This is a genomic window from uncultured Bacteroides sp. (genome assembly GCF_937912035.1).
Classification (GTDB): Bacteria; Bacteroidota; Bacteroidia; order Bacteroidales; family Bacteroidaceae; genus Phocaeicola.
Map to the genome: position 1 here is coordinate 1 of NZ_CALDPF010000054.1, position 13,976 is coordinate 13,976.

Sequence of the window (13,976 nt, forward strand, 5' to 3'; positions counted from 1 at the left end):
TCAGAATGTGAAAAGAATCCTGATCTTGCAGCCGGACAGAATCCTGGATGGTAATAGCATATTAAATAAAAAAAGCGCCTTAATAGGCGCTTTTTTTATTTTTAGTTATTTGTCGAATTTTTCCGATAAACTTGTGGAGTAACTCCATACTGATTTTTGAAACATCTGCTGAAATAAACCGGCGAACTGAAACCACATTTATCACCTATTTCAGCTACAGGCAAATCCGGATATTTAAGAAGCATTGCGGCAGCATACTTCAATCTGTAATTCAATATGAAATTATTTGGTGTCATACCAGTCAAAGCCTTAAATTTTGAGTAAAGAACCGAACGTCCGATACCTATCTCCTTACATAATTCCGGAACGTCGAATTCCGTATCATCTATATGTGCCTCAATTGCTTCGGAAGTCCTTTTAAGAATATCCTGATCAAGTAAATTTATACTTGTAAGATCTACTTCAGTTATCGGTTTCTTACGTATCTGATTATGAATCAACAATCTGTTCCTAACAAGACTATTGGCTCTAGCTAGAAGGATATTTGAATTAAACGGCTTCGATATATAATCGTCGGCCCCTCTGTTAAGTCCCTCAATATTCTGTTCTACAGTGTTTAATGCAGTAAGAAGTATAACTGGAATATGACATAAATCAATATTATTCTTTATTCTCATACACATCTCTGTGCCCGACATCTCCGGCATCATTATATCTGAAACGATAAGATCCGGTTTATATTCGTTAGCCTTATCCAATCCCTCTTTGCCATTGACAGCTGTTATAACAAAATAAAATGGAGAAAACAGATTATCAAGAACCTTAAGCAACTCAGCATTGTCTTCTACAATCAGTACACTATATTTTTTCTCTTCATTATTTTCTTCCAGAAGTGAATTATCATCAGGTCTGCTTATCTCAGTATCAACCTCCATATCAACATAATTCTTTATTTCACCCAGGTTTTCCCTATTCTCCTCTATAAAGTGCACGTGCGGGTCATTTACATATTCTGAATCACCTAATGGAAGTCTCACCGTAAATATACTACCTTCACCTAATTTACTGTCCAACAAGATTTTACCATGATGTTTTTCAACAATACTTTTTGTAAATGCTAGTCCTATACCAGTACCTGTTGATGTGTAATCATCATTCTTGTCTTCAATCTGGTAAAAACGTTCGAAAATACGCGTAGAATCTTCGGCAGATATACCTTTTCCTGTATCACGTATGGAAATATCCACACTATCTCCAGACGATGTGATGTTTATTTCCACACACCCTTCTTCTGTGTACTTAAGTGCATTCGAAAGCAAATTGAAAAAAACCTTTTCCAATAAACTTGAATCAAACCAACACAATAAATTCTCTACTTCCGAATGGAATTCATACTTTAATCCTTTACGTCCGGCAAAATCACTAAAAACAGAAAATATATCCTTTACGAAAGAGCAAATATCCCTTTGCACCAAATGTAATGTATATTTATTCTGTGTAAACTTCCTGAAATCCAACAGGTCAGATATCAGACTATACATGTATTGCGCGTTCTGTTTTAATTTCAATACCTTGTTATAAACAACCGGTTGTAGATTAGGAATCTGCAATAAAGTATCTATATGACTTATTATCAGTGTTAATGGGGTACGGAATTCATGGCTGACATTCGTAAAGAATACAAGTTTCTCATGATTCAACTGTTCGATATGATGTTTTTCAAATCTTTCTTTCTCAAGTGAATACGCAAGATTCTTCTTCTCATTCTTATAGCGTACAATTAACCACGTTATACTCGTAAATGTAATCAAATATAATACCCATGCATACCAGGTATTATACCATGGAGATTGAATATTGATATCAAGTCTGGCTACATTCTTTCCATTTTCACCTCCAGTACGTACACACAATACATACTTTCCAGGAGTAAGATTTGTATAACGAACAAAGGGAACTGCCGTGGAAGTCCAGGCATCATCGAATCCCTCAAGTTTATATTCATAAATCTGCTGTACATGCCTATCAATATAATCGGAACTTGCAAACTCAATTATAAGATTATTTTCCGATGCAGACAATTTTAACTCGTGAGTAAAAGCCAATATCTTGCTTAATATACCTCCATTCTCCGAAGGATGAATAAGATTGTTATTCACGTAAATACCGGAAAAATATATCGGTTGCTGCTGTTGCATTGGAGTCAGAAAGTCCGATTCCTCAACTCGTGTAATACCTTTCGTATCTCCTACATAAATGACATTATTGGGTGCAACACAAATTCCGCATCCCCATATAATAGGTGCTTTCAAATAATTCTGTTTTATAGTGGAAAATGTTTTTCCGGTTGTATCAAACATAGTTATCCCTTTATCACCAGTAATCATTAGTTTCCCATTAGATGTTAACTGTGACACATAGCAATAATTACTAGGAAGATTACTATTATCCTTAGTATAAGTTTCAAGTCTTTTTGTTGATATGTCATATACCAGTAAACCGCTTCCGAGCGTAGAAATGTATAGTCGGTTCTGTGCAGACAATATATGTGATATTTCTCCCTGAATATGAAGTTCTATTATTTGCCGGTTATAAGGTTCGTTCAAGGATATAGCCATTATGTCATTTCCTTTTGTAGCATAAAAAACATCATTCTCATCAATATCAAAAGTCAAAGTTTCTTCAAAAAAATCAGGATATTTTTTAAATACATTCTGTTTTGTATCAAGAAAAAAAATTCCTTCTCTTGAAGAAATGACTATTCCATTTTTCCAGTTTTCTATGTGATGTATAATCTCACCAGGATTATCCAATGATGATTTATTGTCAGTCATATAATTATAAAATACACCTTTATTGATATCATATCGTGACAGACCACCAAGATGTGTACCTATATAAAGCATATTATTGGACTCATCATAACACAGACTCTTAATATTATTATGAGGAATTCCATGCGAGGATGATTGCGAAGTAAACTGTTTTACTATTTTCCAATTTCTATCTATACAGCTTATTCCACCACCATCTGTACTTATCCACAAATTGTCGTTTTTATCAATTACCATTTCGCCTATATAGGAATAATATAGACCTGACAATTCTTTTGCCTGATAATCATAATGTATTACGCTGTTTTTTGTTGGATTAAAATAGTTTACTCCTCCAAAATAACTGCCAGCCCATATTGTTCCCTGGCGGTCTTTATAAAGAGAAAATATTGACGGATGATTCAATCCACCTACATATTGAGGAATATTCACCGCAGAATAGATTTTATTTTTTGCATCATATTTCTGAAGTCCCATAAAAGTTCCAAACCATACATTCCCATCGTCATCTTCCACAAATTCACGAATCTGAGGATCAATGATTCCGTTTACTCCATTCGGACACAACGGAACCTTCTCCAGATTATCATTACTTAATCTATAAAGTCCTTTCATTCTGGTTCCAATCCAAAAATCATGTCTCGAATCTTCAAAAATTCTATATATATCTTCTCCATCAAGAATACATTGTTCCTCCCAAACAGCTTTAACAGGTGATATTATTACGCCATTGGTTGTTCCTATATACATATTTTCCTTATTTATATCAATCACATTGATATGTGTATCCTCCGGTAAAATCTTAAAGATTGATTTCTTTTTACTCAGAGGATTATATAAGAAAAGATTATTTTTTTGTGCAAATAGAATATTCCCTTCATATTCCGTAATTGCTGTCACATCTCCTTCAGCATCAATCCTGCTGAACAAGTCCGACTCCACATCATAAGAATATAAGAAGAAATCTGAAATAAAAAATATCTTGCTTCTATCAGAAAGATTATCCGATACTATATATGACACACTATTACCTATCCATAACTTTCCATTTTCACCATTATCCACTTCGCCTTTATATGATGTTATTCTACCACCATCATATACATTCAACCCCTCTCTCGTTCCAAACCACATTCTTCCTAATGTATCTTGACCTATTGCCATAACCGAAGGCTGGGACAAACCGTTATTGACATCAAGATTATGAAAATATTGTGCATTCAGTTTAAGTGACACAATTGCAAGGAATATAAATACAATCAAATACACTTTCCTAATCATAGTAAGAATATAATCTAAACTTTTTCTAATCAACATACTTTATATAATACACTCACAGAGTTTAAAGTTATAGAAATTTATTGTCTAAGTAATAGTTTTTGAGAAAGAATTTGTATTAGAAATGTAAAAATCTCCTTTTATACCGAAAGTAAAATATATGTTTTTATATATCTTTGTAAAGAACAATAATCTTGAATCTTATATGAGAACCGTAAAACTGATAACATGTTATAAATTATTTCAGACAAGAGTGATAAAAGGTACACCTGAAAATGAAGGGATTACCATGCTATCTGCGTCTCCTCCAAGAACGGAACACTGGGAATATGTCTGTAAAGACTGTGGAAAAGCATTTGACAAAACTGTGGGAAAAATACTATAACTTAATTTTATGACTAATATATGAAAAAAATTATCTTTTCAATTATTTGTATTTTATGTTATTCTTTCGGAATTAATGCGAAAGAAACTAACTTACTGGAAAACAGCCTCACTATTGAACAGCTGAAAACAGCATTACTGCCAACTGAACAGTGGATAAATTATCCTTCTTATAAGGACCGCTCGGAATGGGACAGACGTATTCCTTCCGATATTCGCGAGAACATTATCAAGGAAGGTGAAAAGGCCTTGTCATATCAATGGAAGCCTGATCTTGCGACAGACTATCTGGCTTATAAACGTAATGGACAAATTCTGACCGGCAGGAAAAACCAGATGACACTTAATACTCTTCTTTTAGCAGAATTGGTGGAAGGTAAAGGACGTTTCATAGACGCCATTATAAATGGTGCATGGTTTCTGTGTGAAGTTTCATGGGTACATTCTGCTCATGCCTATTTCCAGAAAGATCAGTCCGGACTTCCCGATCCTGAAGAACCTACAGTAGAACTTGTAGTTGCAGATATAGGAGCTCAAATGGCCTGGATATATTATTTTTTACATGAGGAATTGGATAAAGTCAGCCCTCTAATAGCCAAAAGAATAAAAAATACAGTTTATGAACGATTGATAAATCCTTATTACGCGCGCACTGATTATTGGTGGATGGGATTTACAGGAAGAGAAGTAAACAACTGGAATATCTGGATCAATTATAACATGCTGCAAGCTGTGTTGTTACTGGAAAATAATCCTTCTGACAAAGCAAAATATATTTTCCAGCTAATGCGTTCTGTTGATTATTATATTGATGTACAAAATCCAGACGGTGCATGCGAGGAAGGACCATCTTATTTCGGCCATGCAGGAGCTAATCTGATAAAGTTTCTTGATTTGCTGGATAGAGCAACCGGAGGTAAAGTAAATATATTCTCGAATGAGAAAATAAAGAATATAGGTAGCTATATACGCAGAGTAAATATAAACGACCAGTATTTTGTGAACTTTTCAGATGCAGCTGCCAGATGTTTTGTAAGTCCAGGAGCAGTATATTTGTATGGCAAAAGAATAAACGACAGACAGTTAATGGGATTTGCTTCCGATTTCGCACGTAATAATGACTGGAAAAACAAATTACACACAGGTAGCTTGTTTGCCAGATTGCTGGATGATGTATTGGATGCCCAAGAAATTCTGGATGGTGAAGGCGCTTCTATTGAAGAACTCTCATATTATTTTGAAGACAGTCAACTAGCAGTAGCAAGAGACTCACGCCAATCTGACAAAGGTTTCTATTTTGCTGCACATGGAAGCAATAATGGAGTACCTCACAATCATAATGACGTAGGTAGTTGTATGTTGTATTTTAATGGAAAGCCTGTTTTGATAGATGTTGGAGTGGGAGTTTATACCAAGAAAACATTTAGCAGCGAACGTTATTCAATATGGACTATGCAGTCAGGATATCACAATCTTCCTACAATAAATGGTGTAGACCAACATGATGGAAAACAATATCGTGCAAAAGATGTAAGATTTTCAGACAAAGGTAGGAATGTTTTTTTCAGTGCCGATATAGCTTCTGCATATCCTAAAGAAGCCGGAGTTTCCAGTTGGATCCGTTCTTATACTCTTAAACGCAATCGTGAATTTATAGTTTCTGACCAGTGGAAATTAGAAAAACTGAATGATAACTCACAGCAGATATTGAATTTCATGACTGTATGTACTCCGGAAGTGAAGGATGGATGTTTGTTATTAAAACATTCAGATTTCACACTAAAAATGAAATTTGATAACGATGTATTCAAGCCTACTGTAGAAACTATTCCTCTCAATGACAAGAATTTGACATCAAACTGGAAAATGACACATATTTATCGTATCAGATTAAATATAATAAAGCCTTCTATTACAGGAAAGACACAAGTTACAGTGAGTAAAGCCGATTGATACGCTAATGACTATATATAATAATAGCTGTTTAAACAGTGTTCAAATACTGTTTAAACAGCTATTTATTTGATTATTATTATCTTACGATATTTACTTCAGCCACTCCCACACGGTCATCGTTAAGCAATATTCTCAGGTCGCTGGCTGTTGTTCCCTTAAATGTATAAGTTATCGGTTTACCATATTCGGTTACTGTTCCATTATAAACTGTTAAGAACTGTCCTCCACCACCTGAAAGCTGTATTTCGAATGTTGAAGGAAGATTATTCTCACGCACGAAAGTTATCGACACTTCATCCACCTTAGGATTTCCTTTCAGTGCAAATGTCAGATAATCACCCTTGTTTCCTTGCCAGTAAGTGGTGTTGTCACCATCCAAAACTTTCATCACATCTTCCGGATTTGTGCTTGCCGATACCGGTTTTTCTGATTTCTCGGCTTCCAAACGTGCATTACGTGTATGATAATCCTCTACATTAAGCACTACAGACTGTCTGATATCCTCGGATGACGCTCCTGCCATTACTACAAACTCTCCTGGTTCTACCACCCACTTCATATCTGCATCAAGAAGTTCAAGATGCTTTCTGTCGATAGTAAATTTCACTTCTTTTGTTTCTCCCGGCTGCAAATGAACACGTTCGAAACCGGCAAGATTCTTTTCGTACGTTGTGACACTGCTCACTACATCTCGTGTATATAACTGTACTACCTCATCTCCTGCCATGTTTCCGGTGTTTTTTACTTTCAGAGTTACTGTTGCAGTCTCTTTTGGAGTGATAACCTTAGGGCTTATCTGTATATCAGAATATTCGAAAGTAGTATAACTTAAACCATAACCGAATGGATAAAGCGGACCATTGATGCGTGACATATTTCCTTTGAGACCTGGATTTTTTCCTCCATCAACCTGCGAAGCAGGCTTTGCAGGGAAATTAAACGGTATCTGTCCTACAGTTTTAGGGAATGTTACTGTGAGCTTTCCACCCGGATTATAATCGCCAAACAATATATCAGCAACTGCTGTTCCACCTTTTGAACCAGGATACCATGCTTCAAGGATTGCAGGAACAAACTTGTCAGCCCAGTTCACAGATAGCGGACGACCGTTTATCAAAACAAGAACAACTGGTTTTCCTGTAGCTTGAACAGCCTGAAGTAACTGCAACTGACGTCCCGGAAGTTCAAGACTTGTACGCGATTTGTTCTCTCCGCATGTACGCTGTCCTCCTCCCAAAACAACTACAGCAACATCAGATTTCAATGCGTTTTCAACAGCTATGTCAATTTCCTTTTTCTCGTCTGCAGTAAGCGGATAGTCTATGATTTCACTCTCAGGCCAGTTTGCGTCAACAAGGTCGCAACCTTTAGTGTAAAGCACTTCGGCCTTTCCTGAAACTTTATCCTTTATACCCTCAAGTACTGTAGTAACATCCACTGCAAGAGGACCATAGTGTGTCAATGCATAACCTTCTTCGTTTGCATTAGGACCACAAACAGATATAGTCTTCACTTTATTTATATCCAAAGGAAGAGTATTATTATCGTTCTTCAGAAGTACAATACTTTCGCGAGATGCCTGAAGAGCCAGAGCTTCATGTTCAGGGTTTTCAACAACCTTGTCAGCTTCTGCCAATTGCATCTGGTAAGGCGAATCGAACAATCCAACGAGGAATTTTACTCTTAATATATCACGTACTCTGCTATTGATAGTCTCTTCGCTAATACCTCCTTCTTTTACAAGTTCTCTTAATGGTTTTACATACGATTCAGGAGAACGGAAAGTACATCTGACATTTAGTCCAGCCTCAACACTCTGACGCACGGCCTCTTTCATATCTTTTGCAGTCCCGTGTTTGGTATACAGATATTCCACAGCATCACTGTCCGAAACTACATATCCACGGAATCCCATTTCTCCACGCAAACGCTCTGTGAGCCAATAATAACTGCCTTGAACCGGAATACCGTCGTAATCATTATATGAGCTCATAACACCAAGCAAACCAGTTTCCTGAATCACTCTCTTGAAAGGATATACATGTATCATCTCTACTTCACGCGGCGGCATCTGAGGGTCAACTCGCGCCATACCTTCACGTGCTCCCTTGTTATTGCTGTAAGCTACAAAGTGCTTTGCTGTTGCTGCCACCTGATAGTCTTTTTGCATTCCTTTCACCATCTCTATACCTAGTTCGGCAACAAGATACGGTGACTCACCATAAACCTCTTCGTATCGTCCCCAACGCTGGTCACGACCTACATCAAGAATAGGTGCATAAACATTGGTATATCCCAACATGCGTGCCTCATATCCGGTTATTTCTCCTATACGGCGCACAAGATTTCTGTTCCATGTGTGTCCGATACCGAGTTGGGTAGGGAAGTTAGTAGCACGATAACTCTCCACTCCACGGATACCTTCGTTAGTGAAATCAACAGGAATACCAAGTCTGGTTTCTTCTACAAAGAACCGTTGTACCTCGTTCAAAGCCCATGCGTGACGTGATGCCGGCCATACGTTAGGATTGTCCGATGGAGGAAGTCCCCACTGCTGAAAGCCATTAAGATGTTCATCTATGGCACCTATACCATCTTTCCACAATGAATTTTTCCATTCTGGAGTAGGAAGGTCATCTTTTAGTACACGTTTGTAACCATAAAGAGTTACCATCTGACATGTTTTCTCTTCCATGGTCATCTGGCTCAGAAGGTCTTCAATACGACTGTCAAGTGGCGCAGAAGGATCTTCATAAACATCCTTTACACCATTCTTGTTGAAATCTATCCATCCTTTATGGTATATTTCCTTTTTTACAGGCTTATAAACGGAAGGAATTTTTTGAGCGGAAACCAATGTTCCACCAAGAGCTAAAAGTGATAATGTGATTAATAATTTCATATAAATGGTTTTGAATAAGGTTTGTACTTTGCACAAAGATAATTAATAATAGATTATACGCCAATTATATAAACCATATTCACAAAAAAAGTGCTTCGTAAATCAATACGAAGCACTAGCCTTTATTCCTGCATCTTCCAGAAGATGTAATATTCTGTCCAATTCCTCATGAGTAGCCTTTTGCAGATGAGTATCCGGAGTCTCACGGTCTATGGTATAAATCATGACTTGACGTGGAGCAATCTGTTTTACCGTTTCAAGCCACGGTAGTACGTAATCATCATGCGTATTGTCAACATCCACACCTTCGTCTGTAGTTCCTTTAAGAAACATAGTCTGGATTATTAACTGACCGTTAAATGCTTTTATACAGTCTATTATATGATTCAAGTCATAGTTTCCAACAGGTTTATCAACAGTGTTTATATAATCAATATTCACCGTATCAAGTTTCAGGATATTATTGTCAACTTTCATCAAAGCATTGAATACTTCCGGCTTATGAATAAATGTTGAATTACTCAATACACTTACCTTAGCCTGTGGGAAATACTTGTTTCTAAGTTCAATCGTATCGTCTATGATTTCCGCAAAATGCGGATGAGCAGTAGGTTCACCATTTCCGGCAAATGTCAATACATCAGGAAACGGTCCGTTTGCCTTCATGTCAATAAGCTTTGATTCAAGAGCTACTTTTACCTCTTCACGTGTTGGAAGTTTCTTTTTCGGACGATGATCCTTATTATAACCGCACTCGCAATATATGCAGTCAAAAGAACAGAACTTACCGTCTGACGGCAGAAGATTTATTCCCAATGACACTCCAAGACGACGACTGTGTATCGGTCCGAAAATAGGAGAAGGATATATTATTGTTGACATATTATGTTTTAAGTTTTTAAGTTATTGGCAAAAATAAGGAAAATATCAGTACGTTATCAACATACGGTTACCATTTTATTCTCAACTGAAACTGTATATCTGCCTTGTTATTTCCCTGTATTTCTTCTGTACCCGAACTGATGGTATTCCTATCTATATAGTGTGTCCATCCGAATTTAGCCTGAAACATTAGAAATTTCCTATAATTATACTGTAATTTCAAAGCTGCTCTTGTTCCTTTTCCATAAAACGAAGACATAGAGAAAGCATAAAGTAATCCAGGTTCGTAAAGATATACACGAGAATTATAATCATCTGTTGAAAACCATGCACCGCTTACGGATGCTTTCACTGGAAACGAGTCATAACCTAAATTTGCCGAAGCAGAAAGCAGAAAACCATTTGTTGTTCCCTGTCCCCAATATCCAGTATTGGTATAATCGGCAAGAACTTTAACAGAGTTATTATCATTCAGTGAATAATTCACCTGATATCTTGCTCTATGGCGTATATACGGCAAAACATATTTTCCACCATCGTCAGCAGTATAGTTCTGAGCCTTGTTTTTTACACTGTACTTTATTAACATAGACAGTGAATTGCTATGTGAATAACTCAACTGACATACTCCCTCTATCCCGGATGTACCTGACATATCCACACGATATCTTTTCCATGGAAAATAGAAGTAATCAACATAACATAATAACTTTGTTCTACGTATAGCACTGGTTTCCAGTCCTAAATAAATACAGGCCTCATTCTGTATTCGTGAATTCTCACCAAAAGAATTAGCATAGAGACTCTGATATTTCTTATCATAATACCTGTTGATAAGTGTTATATCTGTATCAACAGTCGGTGAATAACATAAAGAATTTATTGTTGCGATTGCTCCACATTTGTCAACTGCCGTCTCTCCGGAAATCATAAATTTGTTCAGAAAAAATTTATAGAATGCCCCGGCATTGAAAAAATCCTTTCCTCGGGGATAATAATGATTGTAAGGCTGATAATCAGGATTCAACACTTTATCAAAACAGTTATAAACAGCTGTTAATCCATATTCAACATTTTTTCCATTATATGTTAAGTTACTGCCAACCACGTGGTTATATATAGTATTTCTCTTTTCAATATCCTTATATAACCTATGATATCCATCAGTTTTCAACGATCTTATAAACTGGTTTTCAACACGTGCATCCATGTTTCTGAACGAATAAAAAAGTGTCGCCTCCCATCTTTTTGACAACTTATAAGTAGCGGCAATTCCCTGAAGGTAATTATATTCACCTGTAGAAGTATATTTTGATATACCCTGCCCTGTGCGCCTCAATGAGGAAGAAGAAGTATATTTCCCCATAGTGAACCCCATGTTCATAACAAGTCCGTATCCAAATGATGCCTTATAATTACCTAAAGCCACAGACTTGAACCGACTTACATTCTGCAAAAATATATAAGCAGAGTAGAAATCGTATCCTTTCCTGTTATAGAGTCTGAAGAAAGGCTCTCCGAGATCTTTCTCAGCTGTCAGTCCGAAATAAACCTGCTTGTTATACTCAAATCTATAACGGATATTATTATAAAACGGACTACCATAATATTTCTTGTTAGGACTGTCAACAAGCACATTATCAGGATAATCAGCATATCCTGCTTTCTGATTTAACGGGATATCAACACGTGTTGTTAATTCCTGCCGGTTATATTTCATCATACGTTTAATACTGAATTTATCTTTATCATCAGCAGCAGGCCCTATATAAATGAAGTATTCCAGAAACTTCCTTGTCTGCCAATCCATTCCTTCAACACCAAGCAATTCGTTTTTACTGACCACAGGACCATACTTATATACATAATAAAGTATGTTCTCTATCATCTTATCAGACAGGAAAGGTAACTGTTCAAGCTGTTCTTTAGTCAAAGTGTTAAAATTGAACGGATTTTCGGCTATTTCGGACAATTCTTCATACTGTTCAAACAATGTGGCAATATTTTCATCATCGACTGCCATTTCCTGCCATTCGATAATATCAGATTGTGAATATAAACAAGTTATAAAAACACAACTCATTGAAACATAAACAACTAATCTACTTATCCACATATTGTTTATAATTTTATGAACAATAAAATTAATAATTTTATCGACAATATTATCGTTTTTATTCCTATTTTTGCGTAAATGAGTAAATACATATACATATTAATTTTTGCGTGCTTTTTAACATTTCCTGGATTAAGGGCACAAGACATATCACAAAACAAAGGATATATGGTAAAAGTATGTGTGTATGAAGGAGATACGATACCATATATAACTCTGCGGAATGTGTATGTGTACCCGAAAATGAAATTCAAGAATAAAAAACAGGAAAGATATTATTATCGCCTGGTTAGAGACGTAAAGAAAACACTGCCTATAGCCAAGGAAATTAGAAATATTGTAATAGAGACATACGAATATCTGGAAACTCTCCCCGACGAAAAAGCCAAAGACAAACATATCAAGGCTGTAGAGAAAGGATTAAAAGAGCAATACACTCCAAGAATGAAGAAATTGACATTTTCACAGGGCAAATTGTTGATAAAGTTGGTAAACCGTGAATGTAACCAATCATCATACCAACTGGTTAAGGCTTTCATGGGACCTTTCAAAGCCGGATTCTATCAGACATTCGCCGCATTGTTCGGTGCCAGCCTCAAAAAAGAATACAGACCGGAAGACGAAGATGAGATGGTGGAACGTATAATTACCCTTGTTGAAAACGGACAGCTATAAAACATTTATCCACAATATAAACACATGATTTACAAATGTTTATATTGTGGATAATTACGTTATTAATAATGTTATCAACAGTTATTTCTGAACTCCATAAGCTTGTTGGCAAACTCCCATAACACAATTCCGGCAGTTACGGATACATTCAGTGAATGTTTTGTGCCATACTGAGGTATTTCTATACATCCGTCGCACATGTCAACAACCTCCTGTTTTACTCCCTTCACCTCATTTCCCATTACTATTGCATATTTCTTGTCCCTATCCAGAACCATATCACCAAGCATCGTACTACCTTCGCACTGTTCTATCGACAATACTGTATATCCAGCCTCATGCAACTCATTTACAGCATCTTGTGTGTTCTGACAATATTTCCAGTCAACTGTATTTTCTGCCCCCAAAGCTGTCTTGTGCATCTCTGCATTAGGAGGAGTGGCTGTAATTCCGCAAAGATATATCCTGTTGACAAGGAAAGCATCCGAAGTACGGAATACAGCACCAATGTTGTGCAGACTTCTCACTTCATCAAGTACCACAACCAGAGGAAGCTTGTCTGCCTCCTTGAATTCTTCCACCGTCAGACGGTTCATTTCCGTTATTTTCAGCTTTCTTATTTCAGACATACCTATTTATTTACAATTACTGTCCGCAAAGATAAAAACAATATTAATAACCCTGTTGAAATCTGTTGAAAAGGTGTAGAAAACATGTAGAAAACATGAGAATAGATTTTTAAAACTATTTCTTGCATTTATGAATCAAACATTTATAAGAATCTGGAAACCAACAATCCAAAAAACTTACCGGAAAGTTTCCGAAACAATTTGAACACAATTTTAATAAGAAATGAATAGTTGATAAACAGAAAGTTTTTAACTTTGCACAATATCAACAAAATGTTAATATACCAACTAAGTACTGAATTATCAGCACTTAACGCTGT

The 13,976-nt window shown here is 36.2% G+C and carries 8 protein-coding genes; 3 read left to right on the forward strand and 5 right to left on the reverse strand.

Annotation, left to right across the window (positions count from 1 at the left end; all coding sequences use genetic code 11):
- Positions 1-101: 101 nt before the first annotated feature.
- Positions 102-4,115, reverse strand: coding sequence for a hybrid sensor histidine kinase/response regulator transcription factor (locus tag Q0486_RS14785; RefSeq protein ID WP_299235033.1), 4,014 nt, complete (start codon positions 4,113-4,115; stop codon positions 102-104).
- A 202-nt stretch (positions 4,116-4,317) separates the two neighbouring features.
- Between Q0486_RS14785 and Q0486_RS14790 the strand changes: the two genes are divergently transcribed.
- A complete protein-coding gene (locus tag Q0486_RS14790) occupies positions 4,318-4,497 on the forward strand; it encodes a hypothetical protein (RefSeq protein ID WP_299235035.1) in 180 nt (59 codons plus the stop codon).
- Positions 4,498-4,517: 20 nt separating this feature from the next.
- Positions 4,518-6,449 (forward strand): heparinase II/III family protein, encoded by a 1,932-nt coding sequence (locus Q0486_RS14795; RefSeq protein ID WP_299235038.1) that lies wholly within the window; start codon positions 4,518-4,520, stop codon positions 6,447-6,449.
- Positions 6,450-6,528: 79 nt separating this feature from the next.
- Here Q0486_RS14795 and Q0486_RS14800 read toward each other — a convergent pair whose 3' ends face one another.
- From Q0486_RS14800 to Q0486_RS14810, 3 genes are all read right to left on the reverse strand, one after another.
- Complete coding sequence (locus Q0486_RS14800; RefSeq protein WP_299235041.1) at positions 6,529-9,354, reverse strand: beta-glucosidase; 2,826 nt, start codon at positions 9,352-9,354, stop codon at positions 6,529-6,531.
- 102 nt (positions 9,355-9,456) lie between these two features.
- Positions 9,457-10,236, reverse strand: coding sequence for a radical SAM protein (locus tag Q0486_RS14805; protein WP_299235044.1), 780 nt, complete (start codon positions 10,234-10,236; stop codon positions 9,457-9,459).
- 67 nt (positions 10,237-10,303) lie between these two features.
- Entirely contained in the window at positions 10,304-12,352 is a 2,049-nt protein-coding gene (locus Q0486_RS14810; protein ID WP_299235046.1) for a helix-hairpin-helix domain-containing protein, read from the reverse strand.
- Positions 12,353-12,430: 78 nt separating this feature from the next.
- Between Q0486_RS14810 and Q0486_RS14815 the strand changes: the two genes are divergently transcribed.
- Positions 12,431-13,027, forward strand: coding sequence for a DUF4294 domain-containing protein (locus Q0486_RS14815; RefSeq protein WP_299235048.1), 597 nt, complete (start codon positions 12,431-12,433; stop codon positions 13,025-13,027).
- A 74-nt stretch (positions 13,028-13,101) separates the two neighbouring features.
- Here Q0486_RS14815 and Q0486_RS14820 read toward each other — a convergent pair whose 3' ends face one another.
- The gene (locus Q0486_RS14820; RefSeq protein ID WP_154044911.1) at positions 13,102-13,647 is read right to left on the reverse strand and encodes an RNA methyltransferase; all 546 of its coding nucleotides are present in this window, start codon (positions 13,645-13,647) and stop codon (positions 13,102-13,104) included.
- Between the last annotated feature and the right edge of the window lie 329 nt (positions 13,648-13,976).